At 62.8% G+C, this 15,759-nt stretch carries 14 protein-coding genes; 5 read left to right on the top strand and 9 right to left on the bottom strand.

Annotated features, from left to right (window positions below):
* Positions 1-121: 121 nt before the first annotated feature.
* The 3 genes from CXX84_RS15345 to CXX84_RS15335 all read right to left on the bottom strand — a co-directional run bounded on the left by CXX84_RS15345 (position 122) and on the right by CXX84_RS15335 (position 3,658).
* On the bottom strand, positions 122-922 hold the full coding sequence (locus tag CXX84_RS15345; RefSeq protein WP_102977627.1) for a hypothetical protein: 801 nt from the start codon (positions 920-922) through the stop codon (positions 122-124).
* A gap of 143 nt (positions 923-1,065) precedes the next feature.
* Positions 1,066-1,530 carry a DUF6318 family protein gene (locus tag CXX84_RS15340; RefSeq protein ID WP_223253111.1) on the bottom strand — a complete coding sequence of 155 codons (465 nt, stop codon included), beginning with the start codon at positions 1,528-1,530 and terminating at the stop codon, positions 1,066-1,068.
* Between the two features lie 400 nt (positions 1,531-1,930).
* Positions 1,931-3,658, bottom strand: coding sequence for a purine-cytosine permease family protein (locus CXX84_RS15335; protein ID WP_102977585.1), 1,728 nt, complete (start codon positions 3,656-3,658; stop codon positions 1,931-1,933).
* A gap of 211 nt (positions 3,659-3,869) precedes the next feature.
* Between CXX84_RS15335 and bioB the strand changes: the two genes are divergently transcribed.
* From bioB to CXX84_RS15310, 4 genes are all read left to right on the top strand, one after another.
* Positions 3,870-4,886, top strand: coding sequence for a biotin synthase BioB (bioB, locus tag CXX84_RS15330; RefSeq protein WP_102977584.1), 1,017 nt, complete (start codon positions 3,870-3,872; stop codon positions 4,884-4,886).
* A gap of 337 nt (positions 4,887-5,223) precedes the next feature.
* A complete protein-coding gene (locus CXX84_RS15320; protein ID WP_102977582.1) occupies positions 5,224-5,658 on the top strand; it encodes a pyridoxamine 5'-phosphate oxidase family protein in 435 nt (144 codons plus the stop codon).
* A gap of 19 nt (positions 5,659-5,677) precedes the next feature.
* Positions 5,678-6,106 carry a very short patch repair endonuclease gene (locus CXX84_RS15315; RefSeq protein WP_102977581.1) on the top strand — a complete coding sequence of 143 codons (429 nt, stop codon included), beginning with the start codon at positions 5,678-5,680 and terminating at the stop codon, positions 6,104-6,106.
* A gap of 350 nt (positions 6,107-6,456) precedes the next feature.
* The gene (locus CXX84_RS15310) at positions 6,457-6,867 is read left to right on the top strand and encodes an Hpt domain-containing protein (protein WP_102977626.1); all 411 of its coding nucleotides are present in this window, start codon (positions 6,457-6,459) and stop codon (positions 6,865-6,867) included.
* On the opposite strand, the gene CXX84_RS15305 is transcribed toward CXX84_RS15310, so the two are convergent.
* The gene (locus tag CXX84_RS15305; RefSeq protein WP_102977580.1) at positions 6,840-7,610 is read right to left on the bottom strand and encodes a response regulator transcription factor; all 771 of its coding nucleotides are present in this window, start codon (positions 7,608-7,610) and stop codon (positions 6,840-6,842) included. The two genes, CXX84_RS15310 and CXX84_RS15305, sit on opposite strands and share 28 nt — an antisense overlap.
* Positions 7,611-7,703: 93 nt before the next feature.
* On the opposite strand from CXX84_RS15305, the gene CXX84_RS15300 reads away from it, so the two are divergent.
* Positions 7,704-9,359 (top strand): sensor histidine kinase, encoded by a 1,656-nt coding sequence (locus CXX84_RS15300; protein ID WP_102977625.1) that lies wholly within the window; start codon positions 7,704-7,706, stop codon positions 9,357-9,359.
* A 50-nt stretch (positions 9,360-9,409) separates the two neighbouring features.
* Here the strand turns inward: CXX84_RS15300 and CXX84_RS15295 are convergent, their stop codons facing one another.
* From CXX84_RS15295 to CXX84_RS15275, 5 genes are all read right to left on the bottom strand, one after another.
* Positions 9,410-9,643 (bottom strand): PLDc N-terminal domain-containing protein, encoded by a 234-nt coding sequence (locus tag CXX84_RS15295; RefSeq protein WP_102977579.1) that lies wholly within the window; start codon positions 9,641-9,643, stop codon positions 9,410-9,412.
* Positions 9,644-9,729: 86 nt separating this feature from the next.
* A complete protein-coding gene (locus CXX84_RS15290) occupies positions 9,730-10,146 on the bottom strand; it encodes an acyl-CoA thioesterase (protein WP_102977624.1) in 417 nt (138 codons plus the stop codon).
* 32 nt (positions 10,147-10,178) lie between these two features.
* Positions 10,179-12,254, bottom strand: coding sequence for an ABC transporter ATP-binding protein (locus CXX84_RS15285; protein ID WP_102977578.1), 2,076 nt, complete (start codon positions 12,252-12,254; stop codon positions 10,179-10,181).
* On the bottom strand, positions 12,251-13,984 hold the full coding sequence (locus CXX84_RS15280; protein ID WP_102977577.1) for an ABC transporter ATP-binding protein: 1,734 nt from the start codon (positions 13,982-13,984) through the stop codon (positions 12,251-12,253). The genes CXX84_RS15285 and CXX84_RS15280 overlap by 4 nt, the downstream gene beginning before the upstream one ends.
* A gap of 162 nt (positions 13,985-14,146) precedes the next feature.
* Positions 14,147-15,757 (bottom strand): MFS transporter, encoded by a 1,611-nt coding sequence (locus tag CXX84_RS15275; RefSeq protein ID WP_223253110.1) that lies wholly within the window; start codon positions 15,755-15,757, stop codon positions 14,147-14,149.
* Positions 15,758-15,759: the final 2 nt, after the last annotated feature.

The raw sequence follows: 15,759 nt of genomic DNA, 5'->3' as shown, positions 1-15,759 counted from the left end.
GTTCCTTTCGAAGGCTGAAGACGTCTTGCCTTGGCTAACCGGGATCCATGTGCAACTATTCCTGCTTGCGACACGGATCACAGCACGTGGGACGACACTTTCCGGCCCTGTGGAGCAGGGATCACCTCGGGGCGCCGGGGCAGCCCTGGCCTTGGGGGTTGGCGTTGCAGTCGTCGGCGTAGTTGCGGGTGAGTGAGCGCCACACGCTGATGGTTTGCGGAGGAGCGCTGAACTGGCCTTGGCCCGGGATGGGCAAGGGAGGCCCGGCGTTGACCGAGTACGTTCCCTGGAAGGTGGTTGTCAGGACCACCTGGAAGTCACCCGTGGCACCATAGGCATGGCTTGTCCGGGTCTCCTCGCCCCAGCGGTCCTGCGGGAGCGGCCCGCCCATCGAAGGCTGTGGACCGAACACGGTCCCGTCACCGTAATTCCATGTGTACTGGACGGGGGTGGCGACGATGTGGACCTGCTGCCCGAACATGGTGACATCGAATTGCTGTTCTGCGGCCTCGGCATAGAAGTTGGTTTCGGCACCCCTCAACGTGTGCGGGCTGGGCTGGGCCACAACAGTTCCAGCGCTCACCGGCAGGCTCTCGAACTGCCGCTGAATGTCCGCGGCGATCCGGGGCAGCAAGTCCTCCGGCTTTGCATCGTACAAACATGTGGGTCCGGAGTGATGAGCCCATACAGCGCCCGGCACGCCCCTTGGTCTCGAGAGCCAGGTGACGGGGATGCCTTCTTCACCATCAGGCCCGTCCTTGCACTCGATCTGCCTGGCCAGGCACGGGGTATCGAAGTCTCCCCCGCCCAGGTGGCACTGGAGCTCGTATTTGTACTCGTTGGGATCGGTATTAACGGCGCCTGGATCCGCACGACTAAACTCGCCGGTGTCGGGGTGAGGTACCCACTTGTCAGCTCCCATTCGAAGCCCCGTGTCTATAAAACCCCCGCCAATCTTTGGCTTCGGGTCTGGTCCCTCTTCGGCAGTGGCAGCAACGAAAGACGTCGTCAAAAGCACCGTGCAGCAGGCGAGGAATGCAAGGACCTTGCCTATGTAACCCATCGCTAACGGATCAATCCTAGGTCGCCGACTACCCATCCTGGATCAACGAACTTCACTATCGCGACACTTCCCGTGTTGGTTGCAGCTGTCTTATCTTGATACGGGCTTCCGTCACGGTTATGAATGACAAGCTCTTTCTGCAGTACTTGCAGAATCACCTGTGTAGAGCCGTCACTGGAAGGCTTCGCAGTTGCAGCAGGAATTTCTATTTTGCCGCCGGCTACCCATTTGCCGTCAGCCCAAGCAGCTTCGATATCGTCAACAAGCCCTCGACAAAAAGAACAATCAGGCGTAGCAAGCTTCGATAGTTCAGCAGTGTCCCCGGTCTCGTAGGCATAGCTCAGAACTGAAAACCAGTATTTCGTAAAAGCTTCTGCCCCCTCCTTCGACTCCGTCTTCGCCACCTCGGGCAGCACCGGTACGGGGACGTTTTGGGCTGGGCCGGACGCGTCTGCCGGCTTGTACACGGCGCTGGGTGTCGGCGTTGGGGTGGCCGAGGGGCTGGAGGTCGGTGACCCGGTAGGCGTGGACGATGCCGGTCCCGGATCTGCCGGCGCTCCGCCCGCACAACCGGCAAGCATCAGGGCTGCTGCAACAACGGCAGCAGCAATACCGGACCGCGTTCTCCAGGACGTAGAAGCGTTGTGTGATGCCATGGGCCGCTAATCCCCCAATAGTTTCAAGACGGCTTACTCCGGACAGTGCCTTAAGGGTAGCCCAGGTCACATTTTAGCGATAAGACTTATCCACAGCCACCTTGCCCCTGGTTGTACCACCAATATCTGTCCCGGGAAAAGTCATAAGGAAAGCCGGCGCATAAACGCACCGGCTTTCCCTTTGCACCATCTGGAGCAATGAATACAAGAACTACTTTTGAGGTGGCAGCACCAGCTCCCCTGTCTTATCCGTCGACAAGGCGAGGGACGAAACGTACTGCGGTCCGCCGTCGGGAGCGTCCTTGGCGGAACGGACCATGTCCGGACGCTCGAACTCAATGCCGGTCACGTGGCACAGGAGCTTCGCGTCGCTCGGGTTCCCATCGGCGTCGAACATCGGAAGATCGATACCGTCGTCGGTCCTGCGGAGGTAGTACCGGCCGCGGGTTGCCAGCGCCAGCACCGGCGGAAGGACCAGCGCCAGGCCTACGGCGAAGATCGGCGAGAACGGCTGAATCGCGGAACCGAAAGCACCAAAGAACACGGCGATAGAGATTCCCGCAGACACCAGCATCGACACAAACCCCACCGGATTCACGGCGAACAGCATGCCTCGGCGGAACTCGGGCACCTTGGGAGAGATCTTCAGCAGGTACTTGTTGATGGCGATATCGGACGCCACCGTGACCACCCAGGCCATGGCGCAGTTGGCGTAGAAGCCAAGAATGGTGTTGAGGAAGTCGAACATGTTGGCTTCCATCAGGACCAGGGCGATGGCCAGGTTGACCACCACGAATACCATGCGTCCAGGGTAGGTCTTGGTGATGCGGGTGAAGCTGTTAGTCCACGCCAGCGAGCCAGAATAGGCGTTGGTGACGTTGATCTTGATCTGCGAAATGACCACCAGGACCACTGCGAGCGTCATGGCCAGCCACGCCGGCATCATTTCCCGGTAGACACCCAGGAACTGGTGCACCGGCTCATTGGCGGTAGCAGAAGCGGCAGGATCAAGGGTGGCAATCAGGTAGATGGCGATGAACAGGCCCACGATCTGCTTGATCGCCCCGAAAATTACCCACCCCGGTCCGGCCAGGATCACTGCCCTCCACCACGCACCCTTGTTGGCCTCGGTGCGCGGCGGCATGAAGCGAAGGTAGTCGATCTGCTCGGCGATCTGTGCCATCAGGGACAGGCAGACGCCGGCAGCCAGCATGACAGACGCAAGGTTCGGGCCGCCGTCGCCTGACTCCCCCGTGTACGCGAAGAAGGTGTTGATACTCTCCGGGTGCGAGATCAGCAGGTATCCCACCGGCACCACCATCAGGAGCAGCCACAGCGGGGTGGTCCACACCTGCAACTTGGCCAGGGTGTTCATTCCGTAGATGACCAGCGGGATGATGATCACGGTGGACGCGGCGTATCCCAGCCACTGCGGGATGCCAAGGCCGACCTCCAGGCCCTGCGCCATGATGGAGCCTTCCAGCGCGAAAAAGATGAAGGTGAACGTCGCGAAGATGACGTTGGTGACTACTGACCCGTAGTAGCCGAAGCCGGAGCCGCGGGTAATGAGGTCCAGGTCGATGTTGTAGCGGGCCGCGTAGTAGGCCAGCGGGAATCCTGTGGCGAAGATGATGACCGCCGCCACCAGGATCCCGAAAATTGCGTTGACCGTACCGTAGGCGATCCCGATATTGGCGCCGATGGAAAAGTCCGCCAGGTAGGCGATTCCGCCCAGCGCACTGGTAGCCACCACCCCGGCGCTCCACTTCCGGTAGGAACGCGGCGCAAACCGGAGCGTGTAATCCTCCAGGCTTTCCTTGGTGGCGTTCAGCGCAGCAGCATTGCCTGCCGTCGTGGCCCCCGGAGAGTTTCCGACGACGGCGGCGCCAGGTTGTGCCGGCGGTTCCAGCAGTTGGGTTGTCTCTTTATCGTTGCTCATAGGTGCAGTCGCTTTCGTTTCCTGAAGGGGTTCGAAGCGACGCTATCCAACGGATTCGACAGGGCCGTCACCGGCATGTTTCAGGGTGGTTAATGCTTAACCACCTGCGTAAACAAAGCGGGCCATAAAGCCTTGTTCCTTATCCACAAAAAACTCAATGATTCCTGGAATTACCGTCAGGAGGAGAAACCAGCCGACGAAAAGGACCACAATGACAAACCCGGAGATCGAGGAATACCCCATCCTGACAACCGCCCGGCATCAGGTGCTGGAGCACGGTACCGGCCTCTCGGAAGCGCAGCTGGTGGAAGTCCTGCGCCTTCCGGACAGCGCCGTCCCCGCCGCACTGGATCTTGCACATCAGGTCCGCCTCAAGCACTGCGGTGAGGCCGTGGAGGTGGAAGGCATCATCTCCATCAAGACCGGCGGCTGCCCCGAGGACTGCCACTTCTGCAGCCAGTCAGGCCTGTTCGACTCCCCCGTCCGTGGCGTCTGGCTGAACATCCCGGAGCTGGTGAAGGCGGCCAAGGAAACCGCGGCAACCGGTGCCACCGAGTTCTGCATTGTGGCTGCCGTGCGGGGGCCTGACATCAAACTTATGAACCAGATCAAATTCGCCATTGACCGGATCAACGAGGAAGTGGACATCAACATCGCCTGCTCGCTGGGCATGCTCACCCAGCGGCAGGTGGACCAGCTGGCGGGCTGGGGTGTCCACCGCTACAACCACAACATGGAAACTGCGCGCAGTTACTTTCCGGAGGTGGTCACCACGCACACCTACGAGGAGCGGCTGGAAACCTGCGCCATGGTCAAGGAGGCGGGGATGGAACTGTGCTGCGGGGCATTGATCGGGATGGGCGAGACACTGGAGCAGCGGGCCGAGCTCGCGGCCCAGCTCGCCGCGCTGGAACCCCACGAGGTGCCGCTGAACTTCCTAAATCCCCGCCCTGGAACACCGCTCGAAAACCAGCAGATTATGGACGGCAAGGACGCCCTCCGGGCCATCGCAGCGTTCCGGTTGGCGATGCCCCGGACCGTCCTGCGTTACGCCGGCGGTCGCGAGCTTACCCTTGGCGACCTGGGCACGCGCGAGGGGCTCCTGGGCGGCATCAATGCCGTCATCGTCGGAAATTACCTCACCACCCTGGGCCGGCCCGCGGCCGCAGACCTCAACCTCCTGGTGGACCTGAACATGCCCATCAAGGAACTCCAGAAGACCCTGTGACCAACCTCTCCCCGGGCTCGACAAGCCCAACCACCGGCAGCTTTTGCGGCCACTGCGGCTCGCCGCAGCGGAAGGGAACATCCGACGGCGGGAGCCCGCCGCCGTCGGATGTTCTGGAGTGCGGCGCCCACAAGGAAAAGGCGGACCACCAGGCGTGCGCGGCCCGTTTGGAACTGGAACCGCCGCGTTACTGCACCGCATGCGGACGCCGCCTCAAGGTCCAGGTTTCTCCCCACACCTGGTGGGCCAGCTGCTCACGGCATGGCAGCGCCTGTTGACGGCATCCGAGGTCCGCAAAGCACTGGCGCATTTCTACAATAGGTAGAAGAATGGGGCCATGATGTTTGAACATGCAGATGGGCAACCCGTACTGGAACTCGATGATGAGCAGTCCTGGCGTCTCCTGGAAGGCACCAAACACGGACGGCTTGTGGTGTCCGTTGCCGGTGAGCCGGATATCTTCCCGGTCAACTACGTGACCGCTGACCGGAAGATCTACCTGAGGACTGCGCCGGGGAACAAACTGGCCCAGCTGACCATCAACGCCACAGTTCTCTTCGAAACGGACGGCATCCTCTCCGAGGAAGCATGGTCTGTTGTGCTTCGTGGAACAGCCCGTGTCCTCAGCAACTCCGCAGAACTGGAAGCAGTGGAGAAGCTCGGGCTGAAAACCTGGGTGCCAACACTGAAGGACTTCTACGTGGAGATTGACCCGACGTCCGTCAGCGGCCGCCACTTCCAGTTCGGCGAGCAGCCCGAGCGGGAGATCTAGGAGCTCCTAGACTGAAGGTATGGCGGACAAGCTCACTCCTGAGCGTCGGAGCTGGAACATGTCCCGGATCCGGGGCAAGAACACCAAGCCTGAACTGCTGGTGCGCAAGCTTCTCCACGCGAAGGGATACCGCTACCGGCTGCACGGGAAATCAGGCGGCACCCGCCTGCCGGGCAACCCTGACCTGGTGTTCGCCGGCCGCCGAAAGGTCATCTTTGTCAATGGCTGCTTCTGGCACTTTCATGACTGCCGGGCAGGCCAGCACGCGCCCCAGGCCAACGCCGAATTCTGGGCTGCCAAACGCAGCCGGACCCGCGACCGGGACGCAAGCCAGCGCCGCTTGCTCGAAGAGGACGGCTGGCAGGTGCTGACGCTATGGGAATGCGAACTTAAGGACAGTTCCGCGCTGGAGGCAGGGCTGGTGCAGTTCCTGGAAACTGGCGGCTGAAGACTCCGCCGCTCGCTCCGCCGCAAGTTTGCCTTTACCGGATCTTGATCGAATCTTTTGGCATTGCCACCTGAGTCCTTGAGTGCTGCCCGGAAGGATGGATTGGTTCAAGGCACGGCAGCCGGAGCCACGCACCCGGCGGTGCTGCAACAGCTCATCACCGTGCGAACTGGATGCCCAAAAACCACCAGCCCAGGCGTCAGGGGTAAACCCGCAGTCTCATCAAGAAACCCACAATTCTCATGCCAAAAGCTCTCGTGCCAAAGCAACGCCCCTAACCTGAAGTGAAACAAATGCCCCACCCCGCCACCCCCTTCCAGGAATGGACTGCACCCGCCGAAAGGACCGTCATGAGCGCCGCAAATGATGCCGCCCGGCCCTTGGTTGACCAGTCGGTTCTCGACCGGCTGCGGGAGGAGCTGGAAGAGGACGACGGGTACTGCAAGGTCTTCGTGGGGAACTTCATTGAATATCTGCCGCACCGGATCGGACGCCTGCGGCTGGCGCTGACAACGGGAGATCTGGAGGGGTCAGTGGACGCGGTCCTGAGCCTGAAGACTTCCAGCCAGATGGTGGGCGCCGAACGGCTCGCAGGCCTGGCCATGGACCTGGAAGGCGAAATCCGCAGCGAATCCCGCCAGTCGGATGTGGCGGTGGTCCTGCCCCAGCTGGCGGCCACCTTCCTCCGGACCATTAACCAGTGCAGCCGGCTGACGATGCACCGGCTACAGTCTCATTGTTCGCCCGGCGCCAGGCGGTAACCCACTCCCCGAACAGTCTGGAGCCAGCGCGGCTTCTGCGGCGAGTCGCCCAGCTTCTTGCGCAGGTTTCCCATGTGCACCTCGACGGACCGTTCGTCCGCCTCGCTGATGTAACTGCCGACGTCGTAATCCTCATCGCGCAGCCGGCGCACCAGGTCGGATTTGGTCCGGACCGTCCGGCCTGCCTCCAGCAGGGCGTGCAGGAGTTCGAACTCGGTGCGGGTCAGGTTCATTTCCGTGCCGTCAACGACGACGGTCCGGGACGAGTAGCTCAGCTCCAGCCCGTTGTGGCTGAAGTTCCCCCGCTCGGGGTGTGCGGCTCCCCCATCCCCTGGCAGCTCTGCCTGCGGAGCGTCGACAGGGTCTGCGACAGAACGTGGCCGGCGCATCATGGCGGCGATGCGGGCGCGCAGTTCCCTGGGGCGGAACGGTTTGGTGAGGTAGTCGTCAGCCCCGGATTCCAGCCCGATCAGGGTGTCCAGTTCCTCGGTGCGGGCCGTGAGCATCACGATGTAGGCATCTGAAAATTCGCGGATCTGGCGGGACACTTCGAAACCGTCGATGTCCGGCAGGCCCAGGTCCAGGGTGATGACGTCGGGATTGATGTTCTTGGCGACGAGGACACCTTCTGCCCCGCTGCTGGCTACGCTCACGTCGAAACCGGCCTGGGACAGCACGGTGCGTACCAGTTCCCGGATGTCGTGGTCATCCTCGATGACCAGTCCAACTCGTGCATCACTCATAGCGCCCCCTCAGCAGCCAACGTCAGAAGTATAGCTGGCTGCCGATATCCTGCTGGCATGGCTCCACACACCCCGCCCCGCAAGTTCCGCGCCATGGACCACCCCGTGGCATGGTCCTCAGGCAAGCTGAGGTTCTTCCGGCGGCCTTTCCACGAGTACCGGCTGACGGACCGTGTGGCCCTGAGCCAGATGCCGCTGTTCGTGACCACGCTCCTGACCGCATTCCTGGTGACTGCGTTCTTCCCCGAAACCATGGACAACCCGCTGTTTGTCACCTTCCTGGTATCGCAGCTGGCCATCATGGCGCTCTGCTACCTGGTTCCGTGGGATCGCCTGCCCTATACAAGTTTCCTGGTCATTCCGCTGCTTGATTTTGTTTCCATAGCCATAGGCCGGGAGGGCGGGCAGGACAGCCTGACGGGCATCAGCCTGCTGGCAGTGTTCCCGGTGATCTGGCTGTGCGCGTCCGGGTACTATCCGAGGATCTCGTTGTGGCTGTCCTTCCTGGCACCGCTCGCCATCATTTGGGTCCCGCTCCTGCTGAAAGGGAGCCTGACGCCCCAGGACCTGGCCCGGTCCCTCCTCCTGCCGGTGATGATGCTGGGCATTGGGGTTTCCGTCAGTGTCCTGACGCTCAGCATGACCCGGCAGCAACGCGCGCTTGAGGAGAAGGACGCCCAGCTGCAGGCCAACCTTCGCAGCAGCCAGCGCCAGGAGTCGCTTCTGAACACCATCCTGGACACTGTCCACCTGGGGGTCCTGGCCGTCGACGCGGACGGGCACGATGTCCTCATGAACAGGAAGCAGCGGACCAATCATGAACTTGCCCGGCCCAAGGACCTACCGGACCCGAACGAGTCCCAGTTGCTGGTCTTCGGGCCGGACCGCACCACGCTGGTTCCGGTGGAGGAGCGGCCGGTCCGCCGTGCCGTCCTTGGGGAGACTTTCACGGATTACCTCGTCTGGCTCGGCTCGGGAAGCGAACAGCGCGCCTTTGTGACAACCGCCCGGGCCATGAGGGACGACGACGGCGCGTTCGCCGGGTCCGTGATCGTCTTCAGTGACGTGACGGACCTGGTGAACGCCCTGACGGCCAAGGATGATTTTGTCTCCAGCGTCTCGCACGAATTCCGGACGCCGCTGACCTCCATCCTGGGCTACGTGGAAATCCTGCTCGGTGACGAGCCGGAGGAAGCCCAGCGGGACATGCTTGAGATCATCCGGCGGAACTCCGAACGCCTCCTGACGCTGGTCTCGGACCTCCTCTCGAGCCGTAACGGCCAGCTGATCGTGACGCCAGAGGCCGTGGACGTGGCCGACCTGGTGCGGTCCAGCGTTTCCTCGGCGATACCGCGGGCCGTGGCGTCAGGTGTGTCGCTCAGGGCGGATACTCCGGAGCGGCTGGAGGCCCACGTGGATGGGCCCAGGATTTCCCAGGTTCTGGACAACCTGGTGTCCAACGCCATCAAGTACTCCCCCGACGGCGGCAAGGTGCTGGTCTCGCTGGAGAAGCGGGACGGGCTCCTGGCGTGCCGGGTCACCGACACAGGAATGGGGATGACGCCGGAGGACGCATCTGAGGTGTTCGCCAAGTTTTTCCGTTCCAGCAACGTGCGCCGGACAGCAATCCCTGGCGTGGGGCTGGGCCTGCCGATCAGCAAGGCGATCATCGAAGCCCACGGCGGATCCATTGACGTGGACAGCACCCTCGGCGAAGGGACTACCTTTACGTTCCGGGTACCGGCCTAGTCCCCACCCGCACCTTAGCCCCGCAAGCTCAGCCAGGAACCCCGGCAATGCTACTTGCCCGCGCCGGGCCGCTTCCGGCCAAAGGTGAAGTAGCCCACGGGACCGATGAAGTTGATAAAGGATGCCGCCCGCCAGGCAGCCTTGGGACCGTTGATCAATGCCGCCGGCCGCTTTGAGATGTCCCGCTGTGCCGCCACCAGCAGGGACACCTGTGCGATCGCGACCAGGATGGTACCGGCCTTGGCGGACGGGGACATTTCTTGCCAGGTCTTCTTGTTGGCCATGTCTACTCCTTGATTGGGGTTTTCAGTTTCCGATGCAGGCCGCTCCTGCGCAACGGCCTCAGCGCTTGAGTGTCCGCAAAGACAGCTCAGGCAGTGAACGGCGCCAGGCGTTCCTTCTGGACGGGCGTGAGGCGTTGTACCCGCCCGGTGGCTTCATCCACGAACGCCAGATGGCTGCTCGCCTTCACGCAATCCTCCCGCGTGACCGGATCCTGGACCAGGTAATGGATGTCGAAGCTGGCTCCCTTGACGGCGCCGATCCACACCTGCACCACGGCCGGCACGTTGCGGTACTCAAGGGTCCTGACGTACCGGATCTTGTGGTCCACCACGAGGGCCATGGTGCCGTCGGGGACATCGTTGAAGAGGGAAACGTGCGGTTCCACGCCGGGCAGTCCCGCGCCCCGTGGCGGGCCGAAGGCCGCTATCCGCGCTTCCTCGAGCATCCGGACGATCTGCACGTTGTTGATGTGCCCGTACGCGTCCATGTCCCCCCAGCGCATGGGGACCAGGACCTCGATGGGTCTGCCGGCGCTCAACTGTGCACCGCCGTCGAATCATCCACCGGGACGTCCCCGGCGTCTGCCCCCGCGAATTGGGACATGTACAAGCGGTAGTACGCGCCCCGGGCGGCAAGGAGGACCTTGTGGTTGCCCTGTTCCACGATCTTGCCGTTTTCCATCACCAGGATGGTGTCCGCGTCGCGAATCGTGGACAGCCGGTGGGCAATCACGAAGCTGGTGCGGTCGGTGCGGAGCGCTGCCATGGCCTTTTGCACCAGCAGTTCGGTACGGGTGTCAACAGAGCTGGTGGCCTCGTCGAGGATCAGCAGCGAGGGATTGGCCACGAAGGCGCGGGCGATAGTGATGAGCTGCTTCTCGCCGGCGCTGACGTTGTTGCCCTCCTCGTCGATGACAGTGTTGTAGCCGTCCGGCAGGGCGCGCACGAAGCGGTCCACGAAGGTGGACTTGGCTGCAGCCATCACCTGCTCCTCGGTGGCGTCGAGGTTGCCGTAGCGGATGTTGTCGTAGATGGAACCGCCGAATAGCCAGGCGTCCTGCAGCACCATTCCCACCTTGGAGCGGAGCTCGGAGCGGCTGAGGCGGGTGATGTCCACCCCGTCCAGCATGATCGATCCGGAGTTGAGCTCATAGAACCTCATGACCAGGTTCACCAGGGTGGTCTTTCCGGCTCCGGTCGGGCCAACGATGGCCACGGTGTTTCCGGGTTCCGCGGTGAAGGACAGGTTTTCAATGAGGGCCTTGTCCTCGGTGTAGCTGAACGTGACGTCATTGAAATCAACGTGCCCGTCAGTCCTGGCCGGGAGGTGCTCCGTGGCGGTTTCCGCGTCCTGCTCGTCGGCGTCGAGGAACTCGAAGACCCGTTCAGCGGAGGCTACGCCGGACTGCAGCATGTTTGCCATGCCGGCCATCTGCCCCAGCGGCTGGGTGAACTCCCGCGAGTACTGGATGAAGGCGGTGGCATCGCCCAGGGACATGGACCCCGAGGCCACCCGGAGTCCGCCCACCACTGCGATCCCCACGTAGCTGAGGTAGGAAACAAACTGCATCACCGGGAAGATGATGCCGGAGACAAACTGCGCCCCGAAGCTTGCCCTGTACAGTTCCTCGTTGCGCTCCTCGAACCGTTCCAGCATGTCTGCGTCGCGGCCGAAGACCCTCACCAGGTCGTGTCCCGAGAAGGACTCCTCGATCTGCCCGTTCAGCGCGCCCGTGTTCTTCCACTGGGCGGCGAAGAGTTTCTGGCTGCGCACGCCGATCATGCCTGCCGCCACGCCCGAAAGGGGAAGCGCAACCAGGGCGATCAGGGCAAGCTGCCAGGACACGATGAACATCATGATCACGATGCCGATGACGGTCAGCAGTGAGTTGATCAGCTGCGCGAAGGCCTGCTGGAGCGCCTGCTGGATGTTGTCGACGTCGTTGGTGACCCGTGAGAGCACGTCGCCGCGCTGGCGGGTGTCGAAGTAGTTCAGCGGAAGGCGGTTGAGCTTTTTCTCGGTGTCGTCGCGGAGCCGGCGGATCACCTTCATCACGATGCGGTTCAGGACATAGCCCTGCAGCCACAGGAAAATATTGGCAACAAAGTACATCAGGAGGACCACGGCGATGAGCATGCTGAGCTTGTCGAAGTCGATGCCGGTGCCGGGCACCAGCTCCATCCGGGAGACCATGTCCGCGAAGTTGTCCTGGCCCTGCTGCCGCAGCCCGTCCACGAACTGTTCCTTGCTTGCGCCGGCGGGAAGCTGCTTTCCCACCACTCCGGCGAAGATGACGTCCATGGCCTGGCCGAGGATTTTGGGCGCGATGACATTCAGGACCACGGCGATCACCACCATGCCCACCACCACGTAAATTCCCATGGCTTCCGGCTTCAGCAACCCCATCAGCCGCTTGGCGGAAGGCCAGAAGTGCTCCGCTTTTTTGGCCGGCATCCCGCCGAACATGTCCCCGTCGGCTTCGGAAGGCTTGTACTCCTCCTCGATAAAGCCGTCGTCCTCGATGGTTTCGTGCTCCAGTTCCGCGCCGGGCCCGTCCTGTCCGGGTGCGGTTTGCTTCATGTCCGTGGAGTCCTTTTTGCGGGCGCTCATGCCATTTCCTCCACGCTCAACTGGGATTCAACGATTTCCTGGTAGGTGGGCGAGGTTTCCAGGAGTTCCTGGTGTGTTCCGCGATCCACAATGCGTCCGTTGTCCAGAACCAGGATCTGGTCCGCCTCAGTGATGGTTGAGATGCGCTGGGCGACGATGATCACCGTGGCGTCCGCCGTCATGGCTTTCAGTGCGGCGCGAAGGCGTGCGTCGGTAGCCACATCCAGCGCGGAGAAGGAATCGTCGAAGAGGTAAACCCGTGGCCTGGTGACGAGGGCCCGGGCGATGCAGAGCCGCTGTCGCTGGCCGCCTGAGACGTTGGTTCCGCCCTGGGAGATGCGGGAATCCAGTCCGTTTTTCTTGGCGCGGACAAACTCGTCCCCCTGGGCCACCCGCAGTGCCTCCCAGAGCTCCTGGTCAGTGGCTTCGGTTTTTCCGAACCGGAGGTTGTGCTCGATGGTCCCCGAGAAGAGGTACGGCCGCTGGGGTACCAGGGCTACGCGCTTGGTGATATCGGCCCGGTCCATTTTGCTGACCGGGACGCCGTCCAGGAGCACTTCCCCCTCGGCGGGATCGTACAGCCGGGGCAGGAGGGACAGCAGGGAGGTCTTTCCCGCGCCGGTGGAACCGATAATGGCGATGGTCTGCCCGGGACGGGCCGTAAAGCTGATGTTGCTCAGCACCGGCGACTCGGCACCGGGGTAGGCGAACGTGACGTTCCGGTACTCCACCACTCCGCTTAGCGTGGCCGGCACCTCCGGCCGCTCCGGATCATGGATGGAGGGTTCGACGTCGAGCACTTCACCGATGCGGTCGGCACAGACTGACGCACGGGGAATCATCATGGCCATGAAGGTGCCCATCATGACGGCCACCAGGATCTGGAGCAGGTACTGCAGGAAGGCGGTCAGGGCGCCCACCTGCATCTCACCGGAATCCACCCGCTGCCCGCCAAACCACAGCACGGCAGCAGTGGAAAGGTGGAGGATCATACTGATGGCGGGGAACATCAGCACGAACAGGGCACCGATCTTCAAAGAGACATCCGTCAGTTCCTTGTTCGCCTCGCCGAAGCGCTCCGTTTCATAGGGTTCCCGGACGAACGCGCGGACCACCCGGATACCAATGATCTGTTCACGCAGCACGGCATTGATCCGGTCGATCTTTTTCTGCATGGACCGGAACAGGGGCATGAGCCTGACCACGAGGTACCCCACGACCACCGTCAGGAGGGGCACGGAAACCCAGACCAGCCAGGACAGGTTGAGGTCCTCGCGCAGGGCCATGATTATGCCGCCAACGCACATGATGGGCGTGGCCACCATGAAGTTCAGTCCCATCAGCATCAGCATTTGGACCTGCTGGACATCGTTGGTGCCGCGGGTGATGAGCGTCGGCGCACCAAAGGCGTTGACGTCCTTGGCCGAGAAGCTCGTGACCTTGCGGAACACGCCGCGGCGCAGGTCGCGGCCCATCGCCATGGCCGTCTTGGAGCCAAAGTAGACACCCGCAATCGCAGTACCCACCTGGATGAAGGCCACCACCAGCATCACAGCGCCCGTCCGCCAGATGAAGTCTGTGTCCCCGCGGGAGACACCTTCATCGATGATCTGGGCGTTCAGGCTGGGCAGGTACAGTGCCGCGATGGTGGACGCCAGCTGGAACACGATGACGGCCACGATGTACGGCATATACGGCCTGGAAAACCGCCGTATGAGGGTAAGGAGCATGCCCACGGGTCCTTAAGATGAGTTCGAGGATGAGTTTGCGAAGATCAGTGGCTTAAGTAGTAGCAGCCGGGACTGACATCCTTAGCCTTCCCACTCTACGAAACTCCTCCCCGCGGTGAAACAGCTCCGGCAAAGATCATCCCCGGGGCGTACCCCTGGGGATCACCTGCCTGCCGGGGCAAGCTCCGCCGTCGTGCTCTCCCGGGCGCCCACAGGCTGAATATCAACCGTCCTCCGCAGGGGTTTTTCCTTGATGAACAATACGGAAACCAGCGCGACGACTGCCACGGCGGCGGATATCAGGAACACTTCCGCGGTGGCGTCCCCATACGCGGCGCGCATGATCTCGCGGACGGGTTCCGGCATGTGCGCCAGGTCCATGCTGGCCCCCGCTGTCCCGCCCTGCACCGGGATGCCCGCCGCGGCCATGCCCTGGGTGGCCAGTTCACTGACCCGGTTGGCCAGGATGGCGCCGAGCACCGAGACGCCGATGGCGCCGCCCACGGACCGGAAGAACGCTACTGAGGCACTGGCCGTGCCAATGTCTCCGGCGCGGACGGTGTTCTGCACGGCCAGGACGAGGTTCTGCATCAGCATGCCCAGGCCGAGGCCCAGCACTGCGGTAAAGATTCCTGCATGCCAGAGTTCCGTGGTGTGGTCCATGGTGCCGGACAGTCCCAGCCCGCCGATCAGCAGGATGGAGCCGGCGATCAGGAAGCCCTTCCACTTGCCCGTGCGGCTGATCAGCAGGCCGGACGCGACTGAGCCAATCAGGTTTCCGGCGATCATGGGCAGGGTGAGGAGTCCGGCTTCCGTCGGTGTGGCGCCGCGGGCCACCTGGAAGTACTGGCCGAGGAAGGTGGAGGACCCGAACATTGCGATACCGACGGCCACGGAGGCGAGGATGGCCAGTGCCGTGGTGCGTTCGGAGATGATATTCAGCGGGATGATGGGTTGCTCCACCTTGGATTCCACCAGTACCAGCAGTGCCAGCAGGAGGATTCCGCCGCCCACCATGAGGGCTGACTGCCAGGAGATCCAGTCGTAGTAGGCGGGGTTGCCGGCGAAGGAGACCCAGATCAGGAGCAGGCTTACGCCGGAGGTCAGCAGGATGGAACCGAGCCAGTCAATTTTTGCCGGACGGCGGACGTGGCTGATTTTGAGGGTGACCTGCAGCAGGATGAGTGCGACGACGGCGAGCGGCACGCAGACGAAGAAGGTCCAGCGCCAGCCGAGCGGGCTGTCCACGATGAAGCCGCCCAGCAGCGGTCCGCCGGCGGTGCCGACTGCCATGACCGCCCCCATGTAGCCGGAGTACTTCCCGCGGTTCCGCGGCGGGATCATGGTGCCGATAATGGCCTGCGACAGTGCCGTGAGTCCCCCCATGGCCACGCCCTGGATCACGCGGGCGCCCAGCAGCAGCGGGATGGTTTCGGACAGGCCCGCAAGGACGGAGCCGGCCACGAAGATGATGATGCTGAGCTGGACCAGGACCTTCTTGTTGAAGAGGTCCGCGAGTTTCCCCCAAATAGGGGTGGTTGCAGCGTTGGCCAGCAGCGCAGCGGTGATGACCCAGGCGAAGTCAGTCTGGGTGCCGTGCAGGTCCGACATGATGGTGGGCAGCGCGTTCGCCACGATGGTGCTGCTGAGGATCGCGGTGAAGAAGGCTGCGAGGAGGCCGGTGAGGGCTTCCATGATCTGGCGGTGGGACATTTCGGGTGGCGCCCCTGCGGGGGTGCCTGATGTAGCGCCGGGAGCGGCTGGACGTGCCATGG

Origin of the sequence: Arthrobacter sp. AFG7.2 (genome assembly GCF_002892835.1) — a bacterium.
Lineage (GTDB): Bacteria > Actinomycetota > Actinomycetes > Actinomycetales > Micrococcaceae > Arthrobacter.
This window is presented reverse-complemented; position numbering and strand designations above follow the sequence as displayed.

Bases quoted from the DNA above. Each gene is read 5' to 3' on its own strand.
- CXX84_RS15275 (WP_223253110.1), bottom strand. From the start codon at position 15,757: ATGGCACGTCCAGCCGCTCCCGGCGCTACATCAGGCACCCCCGCAGGG.
- CXX84_RS15285 (WP_102977578.1), bottom strand. From the start codon at position 12,254: ATGAGCGCCCGCAAAAAGGACTCCACGGACATGAAGCAAACCGCACCC.
- CXX84_RS15280 (WP_102977577.1), bottom strand. From the start codon at position 13,984: ATGCTCCTTACCCTCATACGGCGGTTTTCCAGGCCGTATATGCCGTAC.
- CXX84_RS15295 (WP_102977579.1), bottom strand. From the start codon at position 9,643: ATGGCCAACAAGAAGACCTGGCAAGAAATGTCCCCGTCCGCCAAGGCC.
- CXX84_RS15290 (WP_102977624.1), bottom strand. From the start codon at position 10,146: ATGCGCTGGGGGGACATGGACGCGTACGGGCACATCAACAACGTGCAG.
- CXX84_RS15300 (WP_102977625.1), top strand. From the start codon at position 7,704: ATGGACCACCCCGTGGCATGGTCCTCAGGCAAGCTGAGGTTCTTCCGG.
- CXX84_RS15345 (WP_102977627.1), bottom strand. From the start codon at position 922: ATGGGAGCTGACAAGTGGGTACCTCACCCCGACACCGGCGAGTTTAGT.
- CXX84_RS15320 (WP_102977582.1), top strand. From the start codon at position 5,224: ATGATGTTTGAACATGCAGATGGGCAACCCGTACTGGAACTCGATGAT.
- CXX84_RS15315 (WP_102977581.1), top strand. From the start codon at position 5,678: ATGGCGGACAAGCTCACTCCTGAGCGTCGGAGCTGGAACATGTCCCGG.
- bioB (WP_102977584.1), top strand. From the start codon at position 3,870: ATGACAAACCCGGAGATCGAGGAATACCCCATCCTGACAACCGCCCGG.
- CXX84_RS15310 (WP_102977626.1), top strand. From the start codon at position 6,457: ATGAGCGCCGCAAATGATGCCGCCCGGCCCTTGGTTGACCAGTCGGTT.
- CXX84_RS15335 (WP_102977585.1), bottom strand. From the start codon at position 3,658: ATGAGCAACGATAAAGAGACAACCCAACTGCTGGAACCGCCGGCACAA.
- CXX84_RS15305 (WP_102977580.1), bottom strand. From the start codon at position 7,610: ATGAGTGATGCACGAGTTGGACTGGTCATCGAGGATGACCACGACATC.